The 15,099-nt window shown below is 70.2% G+C and carries 18 protein-coding genes; 13 read left to right on the forward strand and 5 right to left on the reverse strand.

The genetic code is table 11. From position 1 onward, the window contains the following. Position 1 precedes the first annotated feature (1 nt). Together ACFQZQ_RS13000 and ACFQZQ_RS13005 are read left to right on the forward strand one after the other, a co-directional pair. Entirely contained in the window at positions 2-331 is a 330-nt protein-coding gene (locus ACFQZQ_RS13000) for an RcnB family protein (protein ID WP_386813296.1), read from the forward strand. Between the two features lie 169 nt (positions 332-500). Further along, the gene (locus ACFQZQ_RS13005; protein WP_386813298.1) at positions 501-875 is read left to right on the forward strand and encodes a YciI family protein; all 375 of its coding nucleotides are present in this window, start codon (positions 501-503) and stop codon (positions 873-875) included. A gap of 48 nt (positions 876-923) precedes the next feature. On the opposite strand, the gene ACFQZQ_RS13010 is transcribed toward ACFQZQ_RS13005, so the two are convergent. After that, positions 924-2,240: a vanadium-dependent haloperoxidase gene (locus tag ACFQZQ_RS13010; RefSeq protein ID WP_386813299.1), complete on the reverse strand. Its 1,317-nt coding sequence runs from the start codon at positions 2,238-2,240 to the stop codon at positions 924-926. A gap of 296 nt (positions 2,241-2,536) precedes the next feature. Between ACFQZQ_RS13010 and ACFQZQ_RS13015 the strand changes: the two genes are divergently transcribed. From ACFQZQ_RS13015 to ACFQZQ_RS13025, 3 genes are all read left to right on the forward strand, one after another. After that, entirely contained in the window at positions 2,537-2,980 is a 444-nt protein-coding gene (locus ACFQZQ_RS13015) for a hypothetical protein (RefSeq protein WP_386813300.1), read from the forward strand. Positions 2,981-3,123: 143 nt separating this feature from the next. Then, entirely contained in the window at positions 3,124-3,450 is a 327-nt protein-coding gene (locus tag ACFQZQ_RS13020) for a hypothetical protein (RefSeq protein WP_386813301.1), read from the forward strand. A gap of 63 nt (positions 3,451-3,513) precedes the next feature. After that, on the forward strand, positions 3,514-4,782 hold the full coding sequence (locus ACFQZQ_RS13025; RefSeq protein ID WP_386813302.1) for a serine hydrolase domain-containing protein: 1,269 nt from the start codon (positions 3,514-3,516) through the stop codon (positions 4,780-4,782). A 6-nt stretch (positions 4,783-4,788) separates the two neighbouring features. Here ACFQZQ_RS13025 and ACFQZQ_RS13030 read toward each other — a convergent pair whose 3' ends face one another. Together ACFQZQ_RS13030 and ACFQZQ_RS13035 are read right to left on the reverse strand one after the other, a co-directional pair. Then, positions 4,789-5,931, reverse strand: a complete 1,143-nt coding sequence (locus ACFQZQ_RS13030; RefSeq protein WP_386813304.1) for a GGDEF domain-containing protein — start codon at positions 5,929-5,931, stop codon at positions 4,789-4,791. A 134-nt stretch (positions 5,932-6,065) separates the two neighbouring features. After that, positions 6,066-6,446, reverse strand: a complete 381-nt coding sequence (locus ACFQZQ_RS13035; protein ID WP_386813306.1) for a hypothetical protein — start codon at positions 6,444-6,446, stop codon at positions 6,066-6,068. Between the two features lie 167 nt (positions 6,447-6,613). Here ACFQZQ_RS13035 and ACFQZQ_RS13040 point away from each other — a divergent pair, with 167 nt between their 5' ends. From ACFQZQ_RS13040 to ACFQZQ_RS13075, 8 genes are all read left to right on the forward strand, one after another. Then, positions 6,614-7,507, forward strand: a complete 894-nt coding sequence (locus ACFQZQ_RS13040; RefSeq protein WP_386813308.1) for an ATP-grasp domain-containing protein — start codon at positions 6,614-6,616, stop codon at positions 7,505-7,507. A 132-nt stretch (positions 7,508-7,639) separates the two neighbouring features. Next, a complete protein-coding gene (locus ACFQZQ_RS13045; protein ID WP_386813310.1) occupies positions 7,640-8,110 on the forward strand; it encodes a YehS family protein in 471 nt (156 codons plus the stop codon). A 59-nt stretch (positions 8,111-8,169) separates the two neighbouring features. After that, complete coding sequence (locus tag ACFQZQ_RS13050; protein WP_386813485.1) at positions 8,170-8,559, forward strand: nuclear transport factor 2 family protein; 390 nt, start codon at positions 8,170-8,172, stop codon at positions 8,557-8,559. Positions 8,560-8,687: 128 nt separating this feature from the next. After that, complete coding sequence (locus ACFQZQ_RS13055) at positions 8,688-9,071, forward strand: GNAT family N-acetyltransferase (RefSeq protein ID WP_386813311.1); 384 nt, start codon at positions 8,688-8,690, stop codon at positions 9,069-9,071. A gap of 192 nt (positions 9,072-9,263) precedes the next feature. Continuing rightward, positions 9,264-10,520: a sensor histidine kinase gene (locus ACFQZQ_RS13060; RefSeq protein ID WP_386813312.1), complete on the forward strand. Its 1,257-nt coding sequence runs from the start codon at positions 9,264-9,266 to the stop codon at positions 10,518-10,520. Then, the gene (locus ACFQZQ_RS13065) at positions 10,513-11,307 is read left to right on the forward strand and encodes a LytR/AlgR family response regulator transcription factor (RefSeq protein ID WP_386813313.1); all 795 of its coding nucleotides are present in this window, start codon (positions 10,513-10,515) and stop codon (positions 11,305-11,307) included. The genes ACFQZQ_RS13060 and ACFQZQ_RS13065 overlap by 8 nt, the downstream gene beginning before the upstream one ends. Before the next feature lie 250 nt (positions 11,308-11,557). Next, positions 11,558-11,938, forward strand: a complete 381-nt coding sequence (locus ACFQZQ_RS13070; protein WP_386813315.1) for a hypothetical protein — start codon at positions 11,558-11,560, stop codon at positions 11,936-11,938. 123 nt (positions 11,939-12,061) lie between these two features. Continuing rightward, positions 12,062-12,526 (forward strand): helix-turn-helix transcriptional regulator, encoded by a 465-nt coding sequence (locus tag ACFQZQ_RS13075; RefSeq protein ID WP_386813316.1) that lies wholly within the window; start codon positions 12,062-12,064, stop codon positions 12,524-12,526. Between the two features lie 62 nt (positions 12,527-12,588). Here the strand turns inward: ACFQZQ_RS13075 and ACFQZQ_RS13080 are convergent, their stop codons facing one another. Beyond that, the gene (locus ACFQZQ_RS13080) at positions 12,589-14,268 is read right to left on the reverse strand and encodes a phosphoethanolamine transferase (protein WP_386813317.1); all 1,680 of its coding nucleotides are present in this window, start codon (positions 14,266-14,268) and stop codon (positions 12,589-12,591) included. Continuing rightward, positions 14,265-14,984 carry a phosphatase PAP2 family protein gene (locus ACFQZQ_RS13085; RefSeq protein ID WP_386813318.1) on the reverse strand — a complete coding sequence of 240 codons (720 nt, stop codon included), beginning with the start codon at positions 14,982-14,984 and terminating at the stop codon, positions 14,265-14,267. Before ACFQZQ_RS13085 ends, ACFQZQ_RS13080 begins: the two co-directional genes overlap by 4 nt. Positions 14,985-15,099 lie beyond the last annotated feature (115 nt).

Below are 15,099 nucleotides of genomic sequence, written 5' to 3' on the forward strand. Positions count from 1 at the left end.
CATGAGATACCTGCTGTTGATCGCGCCGCTGGCCGCGTTGCTGGCGCTGGCGTCGGCGTCCGCCGAGGCTGGCAAGAAACACGGCCACGGCCACGACGACGATGGCCACGGCCGCCACGGCCACCACGACCGTGGCAAGCACGAGGGCTGGCGCAAGGGGGAGCGCATCGACGTGGTCTACCTGCAGCCGCGCTACCACGTGAGCGATTACCGCGTGTACCACCTCGCACCGCCGCCGCGCGGCCACCGCTGGGTGCGCGGCGACGACGGCAAGTTCATCCTGGTCGCGGTCGCGACCGGCATCATCGCCGACATCCTGCTGCACCACTGATCGCCGCCACCGTGCCGCATCCCGAGCCCCGCACCCGCGGGGCTCGTCGTTTTCCGGGCATCGCGCCGCGTGCCCATCGCGCGGCGTGGCGGCTGGCGTACCGGCGCGCCTCGATCCTTCGCCGCGATGCGCTAAGGTCGGCCCAACGCCCTTCCCCACCGAGGCCGCCATGCAGTTCCTGATGATGATCTACACCGACGCGCAGCTGCTGGACGCGCTGCCCGCGGGCGAGTTCGACACCCTGATGCGCGGCTGCCTGGTGCATGCCGACGAACTGCGCGACGACGGCCGGCTGCTCGATTCGCAGCAGCTGGAAGCGCCGGCCACCGCCAAGTCGGTGCGGGTGCGCAACGGCCGCACCACCATCGTCGACGGCCCGTTCGCCGAGACCAAGGAGATGCTGGCCGGCTTCAACGTGATCGAGGCGCCGAGCCTGGACGATGCGCTCCGCATCGCCCAGGAATTCCCGTGGAGCCGCACCGGCTGCATCGAGGTGCGACCGATCCGCGACATCGCCGCGGTGCGGCGGCGGGTCGGCGCCTAGCTCTGCCGCACGCCCGCCGCCGCGCCGGACTCGATCAGCGCGGCCGACTCATTGCACCGGCTTCAGATAGCGCGCGAACACGTAGCTGGCCACCTTCGAACTCGTGCGCTTGGCCTGCTCGCAGCCGTCGCGGAAATGCATGCCGCCGAACACGCGGGCATCGACTGCTTCGTTCGCGGCCTGCGACAGCGACGTGTAGTTGCGCGTCAGCACTTCCGGGGGCGCCGGCGCCGGTTGCGGAATCGAGACGGTGAAGCTGAAAGTGATGTCGTCCGTGCCGAAGAAGCGACGCAGTACTTCGGTCGTGGAACCAATCACCGAGGGCAGGCCGCAGATGTAGTCCGGATAGGCCGGTGTCAGCTGGTAGGACAGCCAGCCCGGATCGGGCTCGGTGCGGCGGTTGCCGTCGTCTGCCCAGCGGATCGCGGTCACCGGCCGCCAGAAGTTGTAGACGTACTTGGTTCCGAACGCGGTGATCAGCGCATCGGTTTCGGCCATGCCGCGCAGTGCAAACAGCCGCGCATGCTGCCAGCGATCCAGTCCCAGGCCGTTGATCGCAGCACGGGCAAGCGCATTGCCGTTGCCACCGCCGCCCGGGAAAAAGCGCGCGATCCGGCTTTCCTCCGAATCCGGCGCGGCGTTGCGGACCACCGCCGAACCCACGGCTTTCACCTCGTTGTAGTCGCGCGCGTACGGCGCGCCCTTGAGCGCGAAGATCGGCGACGGGCCCGGGTGGAACTGCGAGGCGCTGGTCATCGCGAACGGGGTCCACAGGGCCAGGCCGGCAAAGCTCGGCGTCGCGAAGTTCGGCGGCGTGGGCTGGTACACGCCCAGTCCCGGCGCCAGGGTGTACGGCAGGTTGGGCGTGCCCTGGCCGTCGTTGAGGCGCAGCGCGATGATCGCCGCGGCGGCCGCCTGTCCGGCTGCAACACCGAGGTTCTCGGCGGTGCCATCGGGGATGGCCGCCAGTGCGGCGACGTAGGCGGACTGCACGTTGGTCCGCGCCGCGGCCTTGGCCGCGTTGTCGGGCAGGCGGCTGAGCTGGTTGATCAGCACGTCGCGCGCGGCGGCGGCGATCGCGGCATCGGGCGAGGCGTTGGGATTGGCCGGACTTAGCGCGGTGTAGGGCTGGTAGCGTGGATCGATGCTATTGAGCGCGTCGTGGATCGCGACATGCATCATCGCCCCGGGCGGGCTGCGTGCCGGCGGCCCCCCGAACGCGGGCGAAGCCTGGTCGAATACCAGGTTCCAGTCGGTGACCGCGTCGGCGCAGACCGGCCCGGCGATCGCCAGGCCGATGCAGTAGGCCACACCGAGCCGGGCGGCGCGGCGGCGGGGATGGCGCAATTTGGCTTGCACGTTCATGTCCGGATCCTTCGATGGTGGGGGGCCACCCCCCGCGCGCGGCCCTGCCGCGAAATGCGGCTTCATCGATTAGGGCAAACGCGGCGCGCGATTACCGGCGTCCCTGCCGCCACGCGCCAACGGCGGCAGCGCGCAGCGCGACCCGGAAGTTGGCGCGGTTCTCGCATCTGCAGCGGGCGGCGGCGACCGATGCCCGGCGCGGGCCGGCGCGCAGGATCCTGTGATCGCGTGTGCGCGAGACGCGCGCGGCATACTTGCCGGGCGCGATTGGCGCGCCTACCGACACGGAGTCCTCGATGCGTCTTGCAATCGTCCTGGCCACCGCCCTGGCCGCACCCATGGCCCTGGCCGCGCTGCCGGCCCACGCCGCGCAGACCAGCTGCACCATGACCTACAACATGTCCGGCGGCGGCGCGTTCTACAAGCGTTCCAGCGGCGACGGCGTGATCAAGTGCGACAACGGCCAGACCCTGGCGGTCACCATCGAATCCAAGGGCGGCGGGCTGACGTTCGGCAAGTCCACGATCGAGAATGGTTTGGGCAAGTTCACCCCGGTCAACGACATCCGCGACCTGATCGGCGGCTACGCGACTGCCGAGGCCAACGCCGGCAATTCGGGCAACGCCTCCAAGGCGCAGGTGGTCACCAAAGGTTCGATCTCGCTCGCCCTGACCGGCAAGGGCAGCGGCCGCACCCTGGGCGTGTCGTTCGGCAGCTTCATCATTTCCGCGCGCGACTAGGCCGACACCCGGCGGGCCGGCGGGCCGGCGGTTAGGACGGCGGTACGTGCGGCCGCAGGCTCCTCCCGGCGCCAACCGATGACGAGTCGAATCGTCGACCGCCATCACCGCGCGCCGCACGCAGCGGCTGGCAGACTGGGTCGATGCGCAAACCGCCGCCCTACCCCGTGACCCCGGACGGCCGCTATTTCGTGGTGCGCGGTCGCCTGTGGCGCTGCAGTGATCCGTCGTTGCCCGCGGCCGAACGCGCGGCGCAGACGCAACGCCTGATGCGCGCCCGCGCCGCGGTCGGCCGCGCGTTGCGTGCCGGCGACGCGGCGGCCGAACGGCAGGCGCGCAGCGAGGTCGACGCGGCCAAGGTCGCGCTCGGCGAACGCGGCCCGGCGTGGTGGACCGATGGCGCGCCCGACTGCAACCGCACGATGGCCCGCCATTCGCCGTATGCGGCATGGTTCGATGCGCTCGACTGACGGCAGGCGCCCGGCCGTCACCACGCGTCGAGCACGGCCGCAGGCATGGCGCAGGCACTTCCGATGACGTCGCGTCGCGCCCGCATCCTCGCCGCCACCGTGGCGCTGCTGCTGGGCGCCGCCAACGCGCGCGCCACGGAACCGACCGCCACGGTACGCGTGGCCTTCGACCGCCGCGGCATCACCACGATCGAAGCGCGCGGGCTGGCCGACATCTCGGCCGGGCGTGCGGTCGGCGCCGACGACCCGGTGCGGGTCGCATCGATCTCCAAACTGGTCACCGCGATCGGGGTGATGCGCCTGGTCGAGCAGGGCCGCCTGCACCTCGATGCCGACGTGTCGACGCTGCTGGGGTGGTCGCTGCGCCACCCTGCGCATCCGCGCCAGCCGATCACGCTGCGCCTGCTGCTCTCGCACCGTTCCGGCCTCACGGATGCGGCCGGCTATTACGCAATTCCGCTGGACGGCGAGTTGCGCACGATCCTCGACGACCCGCGCGCGTGGGACGCCGCGCACGCGCCCGGCACGCACTTCCGCTACGCCAACCTCAACCTGCCGCTGGTCGCGGCGGTGATGGAGCGCGCCACCGGCGAGCGCTTCGACCGGCTGATGGACGCGCTGGTGCTGCGCCCGTTGGGCATCGCCTCATGTTTCAACTGGGACAGCTGCGACGCATCCGTCGCCGCGCGCGCGGTGGTGCTGTACGACGCGAGCGGCGCGCCGCTGCGCGACGACCACCGCGGCCGCAAGCCGGCGTGCGCGGTCAACCTGTCGCGCACCGGCGACTGCGACCTGTCGCGTTGGCGCGCCGGGGCCAATGGCGCGCTGTTCTCGCCGCAGGGCGGGCTGCGCATTTCCGCGCTCGGGCTGGCGGCGCTGGGCCGCCTGCTGCTGGGCGAGGGCGAGGTCGATGGCTTGCGGTTGCTGACGCCCGCATCGGTGCAGGCGATGACCGCACCGCATTGGCGCTACTTACCCGGCAACGGCATCACCGCCGAGGACGACGCCAGCGCCTCCGGGCGCGGCTTCTTCTGCCGCTACGGCCTGGCCGTGCAGACGCTGGCGACGCGCGCGGCCGGCTGCCGCGACGACCTGTTCGGCGACGGGGTCGCGCGCATCGGCCACGCCGGCGCCGCCTACGGCCTGCTGTCGGGCCTGTGGATCGACCGCGCGTCCGGCACCGGGGTGGCGTACTTCGCGACCGGCGTGCCCGATGCCGCGCCGGGCCGGCACTCGGCGTTCACCGCGATCGAAGAGACCCTCGCGCGGCCGCCCGTTTCGGTCGCGCTACCCGCCGGGTCGATCCGGGCGGACGCGACGCGCCCGCGCTGAGTCGCGTCACTCCGCGGTGCGCGCGCGGCTGCGCCGGTCCCGCGGCGTCCGCGGCACGGCGGCGACCACGCAGTTGCGGCCCTGGGCCTTGGCGGCGTACAGCGCGCGATCCGCGGTCTGGATCAGCAGTTCCGGTGCGCGCGCCGGCTCGGGTTGCATCGCGCAGACGCCGACGCTGATCGTCACGTGCGGCGCGACCGTGGAGCACGGGTGCGCGATCGCCTCGGCTTCGACCCGCTGCCGCAGATGCTCACCGGTGCGGTGCACGGCCGGCAGGTCGCGGCCCGGCAGCAGCAGCACCAGTTCCTCGCCGCCGTAGCGCGCCACCAGGTCCTCGTCGCGCTCGGCGAACCCGCCGCAGAGGCGCGCGAGCGTGCGCAAGCACTCGTCGCCGTACAGGTGCCCGCAGGTGTCGTTGAGCGGCTTGAAGCAGTCGGCGTCCACCAGCGCCAGCGCCAGCATCCGCCCTTCCTGCGCCAGGCGCTGCCAGTCCGCGGCCAGGCGCAGGTCGAAGCAGCGGCGATTGGCAATCCCGGTGAGGCCGTCGCTCATCGACAACCCCTCGAGCTTGCGGTTGGCGGCCGCGAGCTCGCCCGCCACCCGCGCCAGGTGGATGGCACCGGCGATCTGGTCGGCAACGGCGTCGAACAGCGCGCGCACTTCCAGGGTGAAGAACTCGGCGTGCTCGCTTTCGATGTTGAGCACGCCGTGCATGCGGGCGCGGTGGCGGATCGGCACCAGGTACTCGGAGCGCACCGCGCGATGGCCCGGCACGTAATCCGGATCGTGCTCGATGTCAGCGATCAGCTGGGCCTGGCCGTTGCGCGCGCAGCGCCCGGCCGCGCCCAACGTCACCGGCCACGGCAACGGCACCGACTGCTCCAGGTCGAGCTGGCCGGCCCAGACTTCCTGCACGAAATGGGTGCCGGCGTCGTCGAGCAGGATGATGCTCGCGATCGCCACCGGCAGGCGCCGGAACAGGCAATCGACGATGCGCTGCAGCACCGCGTCGAGGCCTTCGCCCTGCAGGGCCTCGCGCGAGACCTGGGCGAGGATGCCGGTCATCGCACCGTCGCCCTGCAGCCCGCCGTTGCCGCGCGGCAGGCCGCGGGCCTGGATCATCGCTTCGTGCGTGCGCGGGGTCGCCATGCTCGCCGCTCCAGCCGTGCGGCGATTCTACTCCCGCGCCCGTGCGCCCACCCCGGCCGCGGCGTCACCCGCCCGGCCCCGCCAGCGATACCCATGCCGCCACGCGACGCTGCGCATCGCCGCGTCCACATCGCCTACGGCGGGCTGGCCGGCGCCTTCAGCTCGACGATCACCGCCTTGACCATCGCCTTGCCGGTGTTGTGGGTGTCGTGGGTGACCGGCCCGCTCCACATGACCTCACCGGGCTTGGGCTGGCGCTTGGTCGACGTGCCGTCGGCGTTGTTCTGGGTCGCCTCGCCGCCGGTGACGAAGTACACGACGTGGTCGCCGTGCGAATGCATGCCGGTCTTTCCGCCGGGTGCCATCTGCAGCTCGATGACGCGGACCTTGTCGTTGTCGAGCAGCACCTTGGCGTTCTTTGCGGCGGTCACCGCCAGGTCCTGCGCGATGCCCGCCAGCGGCAGCAGTGCGAGCGCGGCCAACACGCACGCGGCAATTGCGGTGGATCGTTTCATGGCACGTCTCCTCAAGGGACCGCCGCGAACGGCGACCCGGGCTCCCGTGCCGAGTTGAAGCCTGGCCCCGGCGAACTTAAACCGGCGTGAAAACGCCGCGCGGGTACGTGGCGCGCCCGATACACTCGCCTGCCGCGCCTGCACCGGGCGCCTGCAGCGAAACCACGATGACCGAGGTCGCCATCCTCACCCCCGATCCTGCCGACGCCTCGTACGCGGGCATCTGGGAGGGGGTGCTCGCGCGCCTGCGCAACGCGCTTTCGAGCGCGGGCGTGACCGCGACGCCGACGCCGTGGACCGCGCACGTCGACGGCGCCGGCGGGCTCGCGGGCTTCGCGCTGGTGCTGCCGCTGCTGGTCTGGGGCTACCACTTCGACCACGCCCGCTGGTTGCGCGCGTGCCGGACGTGGGAACACGCCGGCCTGCCGCTGGCCAACCCGGCCGCGCTGCTCGGCTGGAATTCCGACAAGCGCTACCTGCAAGAGCTCGCGCAGCGCGGCATCGCGATCCCGCCCACCACCTGGTCCGAGCGCGTCACCGCGCAACAGGTCGAGGCCGCGTTCGCGGCCACCGACGCGGCGGAGCTGATCGTCAAGCCGACCGTCTCCGGCGGCGCGTGGCAGACCCAACGCCTGCGCCGCGGCGAGGCCTTCGACGAAGCCGGCGCGCACGCGGTGACCGGCGCGGCGATGGTCCAGCCCTACCTGCCGAGCATCGAGAGCGCAGGCGAGACCTCGCTGCTGTTTTTCGGCGGGCGCCTGGGCCATGTCGTCAACAAACGACCGCTACCCGGCGAGTTCCGCGTGCAGGTGCAGTACGGCGGCGCCTACACCGCGCTGCCGGCGCCGCCGCCCGGCGCGCTGGCGCTGGCCGAACAGACCCTGGCCGCGATCGACGCGCCGCTGCTGTACGCGCGCATCGACACCGTGCCCGACGCCGACGGCCGCTGGCTGCTGATGGAGGCCGAACTGATCGAACCCGACCTCTACTTCGACCACGACCCGCGCCACGGCGCCGCGTTCGGCGAGGCGGTGCGCGTGTGGCTCGCCGCGCGCGCGTGATTCGCCACACCACGTCACCGTAGGATGCGGTAAGCGCAGCGCACCGCATCTGTCGCGAGCGATGCGGTGCGCTGCGCTTACCGCATCCTACGAAGCCTCTGGCTCACCAAGATTCGCATCACGGAACAGGCAATGATCAACAACGACGTACTGCGCTCCATCCGCTACATGCTCGACCTCAGCGACGCCAAGGTCGTCGAGATCACGCGCCTGGCCGATCCGGACTTACCGCTCGACAAGGCCGACGTGCCCGGCTACCTGCGCAAGGAGGACGAGCCGGGCTACGTCGAGTGCCCCAACCCGGTGCTCGCGCATTTCCTCGACGGCCTGGTGCTGCACTACCGCGGCCCCAACCCCGACGGCGTGCCGCGCCCGGTCGAGAAGCGCATCACCAACAACGTGGTGCTGAAGAAGCTGCGCGTCGCGTTCGAACTCAAGGACGGCGACATGCACCAGGCCTTTGCCGACGCCGGCTTCCCGATCTCCAAGCCGGAACTGACCGCGCTTTTCCGCCAGCCCGGCCACCACAACTTCCGCCTGTGCGGCGACCAGCTGCTGCGCAACTTCCTCAAGGGCCTGACGCTGCGCGTGCGCGGCGGGTAGGCTGGGTGAGCCCGTCAACCAAGCGATAGGCCTTGATGATCAGAACCGCGCTCCTGCTGATGTTTCTCATAGCTTCTCCAGCACTTGGCCGAGAGAATGCTGCTCGCATCATAGAACGTGACGAGCGAGCTCTTGCCGAGTCGCTTGGGCGGAATGACTCGTCTGTTTTGGAACGCATCTTCGCGCAAGATTGCGTGTGGGTACTTCCGGATGGGACAGTTCTGGACAAGGCTCAGGCCATCCAAGCCATGCAAGCTGGTGAGCCGTACTCGCTGCTTCGGGCCACAGCGGTAACGGTACGCGTCTTCGGAAACGTTGCAGTCGCTCATGGCGAGGACGAGTGGCGCAAAGGTGGGGATCGCGGCACCTTTTCTTGGACTAGCACATGGCTTCGCCGCAATGGAAAGTGGCAGATCGTTCAAGTCCAAGACACGGAGCACCGGCATTGAGCCTTATTTTCCACCGCTCAAGGCCTAACAATTAGTTCAAGCCGAACTCGTTTCGCGGCTCGGCGTATTTCAAGCGCCAGGACCCACCCGTGACACCGCGCCAAGCCACCCCATCCGATATCCCGGCCATGCATCGCGTGCGCCTGGCGGTGCGCGAGAACACGCTCTCCAGTCCGACGCGGATCTCCGAAGCGGACTACCTCGCCGCGCTGGAGACGCTCGGGCGCACCTGGGTCATCGAGGCGGAGGGAGAGATCACGGCGTTCGCCAGCGGCCATAAGGACGGCAGCGTGTGGGCGCTGTTCGTGCACCCGCACCACGAGGGTCGCGGCCATGGCAAGGCACTGCACGCCACGGTCGTCGACTGGCTGTGGTCGCTGGGCCACGCGCGCCTGTGGCTCACCACCAATCCGGGCACGCGCGCCGAGCGCTTCTACCTGTCCCAGGGCTGGCAGCCGTGCAGCCCGGTTTCGGGCGCAGAACTCCGGCTGGAGCTCGGCAGGCCCGGCTGACCCCGCAAGCCGCGAGGCCGGGCGGGTTAGCTGACGGCGCGACCACGCCCCCACGAGGCCGATCCCTCGTTCGCCCGCCGGCATTTTCCCCCGCTTCGTCGCCCCATCCCCGCACCCGTCGCAATCCCGGCCACCGCGCGCCGCGGCTCGCTATGCTCGGCCGCAATCCATACAGCTCACCCAGGAAGCCCCGTGTTCAAGAGCCTCGCCTTCGTCCTGCGCATCACCCTGGCCTGGTTGCTGGTGGTGTTCCTGTTCGCCGGGCTGTGGTCGAACCTGCCGCTGATCGGCTGGATCGAATGGCCGGTGGTGGTGGCCGGGATGCTGACGATGGCGCTGGTGGTCGCCGGCGCGCTCTCGCACCTGGGCCGCGTGCGGCTGATCGCCGGGCGCATCGACAAGGAGGCGCTCGCCAACCGCCAGCGCCGCCAGGTCGAGATCCCGTTCGAGGCCGGTGAGGCGTTCGACCTGCTCGATGCGGCGATCCGCGAACTGCCACGCATCCAGCACGTCGAGAGCGCACGCGACAGCCTGCAGGTGCGCGCCAAGGTCGGCCGCCCCGACGTGCAGATCGAACGCGTCGGCGGGCGCTGGAACCCGCTGTCGTGGTTCGGCGTGCCGCGCAACCAGATCCTCGCCACCGTCACCCCCGGCCACGACAGCGGCAGCGTCACCCTGATCTGCGAGCCCGAGTCGCCGGCGTGGAGCGACTGGTTCCTGGTCGACGACGGCAGCAACTTCGAGAACGCCGAGGCGATCACCCGCGCGATCAGCCGCCGCGTTGGCGAGCGCCGCCGCGGCGAGAAGAGCGAGGCCACCCAGACCGCGACCGAGAAGGAACTCACCGTCGCCAAGCTCTCCCTGTTGCACGCGCAGGTCGAGCCGCACTTCCTCTACAACACCCTGGCCAGCGCCCAGCTGCTGGCGCGCAGCGACCCGCCGCGCGCCGACGAGATGCTCGGGCATTTGATCCAGTACCTGCGCCACTCGCTGCCGCGCACCGACGACGAGACCTCGACGCTGGGCGCGGAACTGGAGCGCGCGATCGCCTACCTGGAGATCCTCAAGATCCGCATGGGCGCGCGCCTGTCGGTGCAGGTCGACGTGCCGGAAAACCTGCGCGCCACGCCGCTGCCGCCGATGATGCTGCAGACCTTGGTCGAGAACGCGATCAAGCACGGGCTGGAGCCGCGCACCGGCGGCGGCACCGTGTGGATCCGCGCGCGCCGCAGCGACGACGAGGTCGCGATCACCGTGGCCGACGACGGCGACGGGTTCAACGCCAAAACCGCGGGCACCGGCATCGGCCTGAAGAACGTGCGCGAACGCCTGCGCCTGCGCCACGGCGGCCGCGCGGCGCTGGCGGTGGTCGCCAACTTCCCTGCCGGCGTCGCCGCGACGCTGACCGTGCCCGCAGACAAAGCTGCGCAGGAAGTCCCTCATGTCTGAGCTGGCCACAAACGTGACCTGCGTGATCGCCGAGGACGAGGCGCTGCTGCGCCAGGGCCTGGTCGATGCGCTCAAGCAGGCCTGGCCGCAGCTGCGGATCGTGGCCGAGTGCGAGGACGGCGCGCATGCGCTGGAGGCGCTGGCCGAGCACCGGCCCGAGGTCGCGTTCCTCGACATCCGCATGCCCGGCCTGAGCGGGCTGGAAGTCGCCGCCGCCGCGGCGCACGCGACCCCGCACACCCAGATCGTGTTCGTGACCGCCTACGACCAGTACGCGATCGACGCGTTCGAGCGCGGCGCGGTCGATTACCTGCTCAAGCCGATCAAGCCCGAGCGGCTGGCCGCGACCGTGCAGCGCCTGCAGGCGCGCACCGGCAACAACGAGGCCGCCGCGCTGAGCGCGCTGCTCGAACGCCTCGGTGCCCATTCCAGTGCGGCACGTCCGCCCGCCGACGCGCCACCGCCGCTGACCTGGCTCACCGCCAGCGCCGGCCGCGAGACGCGCCTGATCCTGGTCGACGACGTCGCCTACTTCCGCGCCGACAACAAGTACACGACCGTGGTCACCGCCGAAGGCGAAGCGCTGCTGCGCACCCCTATCCGCGAGCTGTTGGGGGTGCTCGACGCGACCACCTTCAAGCAGATCCACCGCTCGACGATCGTCAACCTCAAGGCGATCGCCGGCATCGTCCGCGACGACAGTGGCCGCGGCACCGTGCGCCTGAAGTCGCGGCCCGAAACCCTGGCCGTCAGCGCGCCGTTCATGACGCTGTTCCGGCATATGTGAAGTCGCGGCGATGAAAAACACCATCCAACGCACCCCGCACCAAGCATCGGAATCGTCATCCCCGCGAAGGCGGGGATCCATGGACTCTCGCTCGTGCCGCATCGTTCTGCTGAAGGCTGACACCCGGACTTCCTTCCCGACAAGAGCCAACGTCCCTGGATCCCCGCCTTCGCGGGGATGACGAGCAGAAAAGCCGTACCACGGAAAATTCCAACCCACGCCGCGCCGCTACCCACCCGCGAGGTGCCCCATGAAACTGATCGCCCTGTGCTACTTCGTGCTCTCGCTGTTCGGCTGCGACGTCGGCGGCAGCAGCTTCGTTAACCGCACCATCGTCGACGGTAGCGACGTGCTCTACAGCCGCGCCAGCAGCCAGGCCGGCGTCGCCCGCTTCGACTGCCTGCGCAGCGCCAGCGGGCAGTGCCACTACACCGTGTTCGCGCCCAACTGCGCACCGGCCTCCGGCCCGCGCAACCGCGCCTGCCGGTCCGAAGCGGTCGAACGTTTCGCGATCGCCAAGGGCGACACCCGCCTGGTCCCCGGCCTGCACCGCTTCGGCCTGTGCGTGAGCACCGACGACACCAGCCCCGGCCCGGACTGCGAGATGCCGCGGCCGATCGCCGCGCGCTGACACCGCGACGAAAAGCCAACGCGCATCCGCTAGGCTGGCGCTGAGCCCCCCTTTCCCTGCCCCGCTGCGCGTGAGACGCCCGAGTTCGAAACCAGCCGCCTGCTCGACACCGGCACCGTCGCGGTGACGAACGTGCACTGCCTGGGCACCTGCCGCCACCGCAGCATCGAACCGCTGGAAGCGGAGAGCCTGGCGCTGACCCTGGTGTGTCGCAGCCTTGGGCCGGGCACCACTCGCGAGCCCGGCGCGAGCCACGCACGGCAGCGGCTGGTGGACCGCGCCAAGCTGCTGCTCGCCGGCGACCTCAGCCGGCGCTGGAGCCTGGCGGAAATCGCGGCGCAGATCGGCGGCTCGGCGGTGTACCTGACCCAGGCCTTCCAGCAGGTCGAAGGCCTGCCGCTATACCGCTACCACCTGCGCCTGCGCCTGGCGCGCGCGCTCGACCTGGTCGCGCACTGCGACGACATGTCCGCGCTCGCGCAGGACCTGGGCTTCTCCAGCCATAGCCACTTCGCCGCAGCGTTCAAACAGGCCTACGGCCGTTCGCCGACCGCGTTCCGGCAGCCGGCGCTGGCCAAGAGCGCCTAGCGAAGTCCATTCGCGCGTGCTGCCGCGGTTGCGAAGTGCGGCGCAGCTGGTCGAGGTGTCGGCTAGGATCGCGTTGAACCCGGCACGGCCGAGCAGTGTTGGAACAGGTCCAGGTCGGGGTCGTACTCCCGGGTGTCCACCTGCATCAGTCCGAGCACGGAGTGGAAGAGGTTGTCATGGCTCGATGGACGGTTCGCAGACTTCTTCATGCACTGCATGTCGATGCCACGCGCCGCGGCGAAGCCCGATGACATCCACATAATCATCGGCACCTTGAGCTGGGTATCCGGCGCGATGGCGTAAGGCACGCCATGGAGGAACAGGCCATGCTCGCCGAGCGACTCGCCGTGGTCGGAGAGGTAGATCAATGCGGTATCGCGGGAGGTCTGTCCGGCGAGGAAGTGGATGGTGCGCGCCAGGAATTCGTCGGTGTACAGCACCGCGTTGTCGTATGCGTTGACGATTTCCGATGGGCGGCATTGCCCCAGTTCCGAACGTTCGCAGGCAGGCCGGTACCGCCGCAGGCGCTCGGGATAGCGCTTGTAGTACCGAGGCCCGTGGCTGCCCAGCTGGTGCAGCACCACCACCATGTCGCCCGGGCGCTTGCCGACTTCGTCGGCCAGGCCTCGCAGCATGACCTCGTCCAGGCAGCCTTCGCGGTCGCATAGCCGCCGATCCCGGGCGTGTTCGAAGGACTCAAACGCCAGGCCGTCGCACACGCCCTTGCAGCCGGTCTGGTTGTCACGCCACAGGGTCGGGATGCCGGCGTGCTCCAGCACGTGCAGCAGCGACTGCGAATGCTTGATCCGGCCCTTGTCGTAGTGCCCGCGCCCGTATGGCGAGAACATGCACGGCAGCGACACCTCGGTGCTGGAACCGCAGGCGGTGACATCGCTGAAATTGACCAGGTCTATCTGTGCCAGTTGCGGCGTGGTCTGCCGTGCATAGCCGTTGAGACCCCAGTTCTGCGCGCGCAACGTTTCCCCGACTACCAGCACCAACAGCCGCGGCCGGGAGGCTGGCGCGCGGGCCACAACGCGGGCGTCGGTGCCGATCGGCGTGCGCGGCTTCCTGGCGCTGCCGTCATCGAGCAGCACGCGACCGAGCGAGACCAGGTAGTTGCCTGGCGTGATCAGGTGCCGGACCTCGGTGTGGTTGCGCATCAGCGCCGACAGGTTCTGGAAAGACAGCAGGATTCCACCCGCCGCAACCGCGATCGCCGCGCCCAGGCACACGCTGCGGACCAGCAGCGCGCGACCCATCGGCGTGGGCTTCAGGCGCAGCCGCCATAGCAGCGCGACGGGCAGCACCCCACGCAGGAACAGCGCCGGGATCAATCCAAGCGATACCAGCTCGGCCGATTCCTTGCGGTCGGTATGCAGGATGTTGCGGATCATGTCGTCGTCGAAATAGACCGTGTACTGGTCCATGAAGTGCGCGGCCAGGGCGGTCGCCAGCAGCAGCACGGTCAACACCGGCTTCGCCGTCCAGCGGTTCAGCAGCACGCACAACAGGATCATGTTCAACGCGGTAATCGAGACCGCCAGGCTGACGCCGGTCAGCCAGCCGCCAGCGCCATGCAACGCGCCGGTTGCGATGACCGCACGCCAGAACGCGTGGTGGAAGCTCAGGGTGAAGAACCCGCTCACCACCAGCGCAAGCGCCTCGACGCTGATTTCGGGCCGGTGCGCGAGCGAGCGCGCCCACGCCCCAGCGCCGACCTCGCGCGCGAGCGCGTTCATGGCGCCACCGGCTGCGCCATGCCGGTCGCCGCGGAAGGCGGCGCATGCGTCGCCGCGGCGCGCGCGAGTTGCGCGACAACTGCGGACTCGCGCCAGCCGAAGGCATGCACGCCCAGTGCCGTCAGCCAGCTGATCGCGGCCGTCCACAGGTCGTGCGACAGGAAATGCGCACCGCGCAGCTGCTGGGAGAACCCGAACAGAACGCCCAACCCCACGCCCACCGACAAGCCCGCCCAGCGCCACCGTGGGCGGGTGGCCAGGCAGAAGAAGTACAGGGCCATCCACGCATAGCCGGCGCTGGCATGGCCGGCAGGGAAGCACACGCCGCGCGCCATGCCGACCGGGCGCAGGCCGAACAGGCCGACGAAGGCGCGGTCGCCGCCGTAGCGAACGAGGTCCCATGGGCAATCCATGTTCGACCAGGACTTGACCCAGGCCACCAACGCCGTGGCCAGCAGGGTCGACACCAGCAGGCACGCCAACGGCCTGCGCCAGAGCGAGAGCCCCGGCCGCGTGCGCACCACGATCCACGCCGCGAGCACGCCCAGCCATGCGGCCGTGCTCAGATCCCGCCCGAGGACGTGGATCAGCGTTTCGGTGACGAAGTTGAAGCGCAGGGTCCAGTGATGCCCTTGCCAGGCGTACAGGCGATCGGCGAACCATTGGTCTGCGTGCCACGCCATCAGCACGGTGGCCAACGCCAGCAGGACGGACAAGGGCGCCCACAGGTGGGCCGTCAGGAAGCCGGGCCCGCGGTCGAACGCTGCGACTGGAGAAAGCGGCGAGCACGGGCCTGCGGGGCGCGCGCGCGCACGCCACCGTGAGCGGCCG

The sequence above is a fragment of the Lysobacter koreensis genome (assembly GCF_042677045.1).
Lineage (GTDB): Bacteria > Pseudomonadota > Gammaproteobacteria > Xanthomonadales > Xanthomonadaceae > Lysobacter_K > Lysobacter_K koreensis.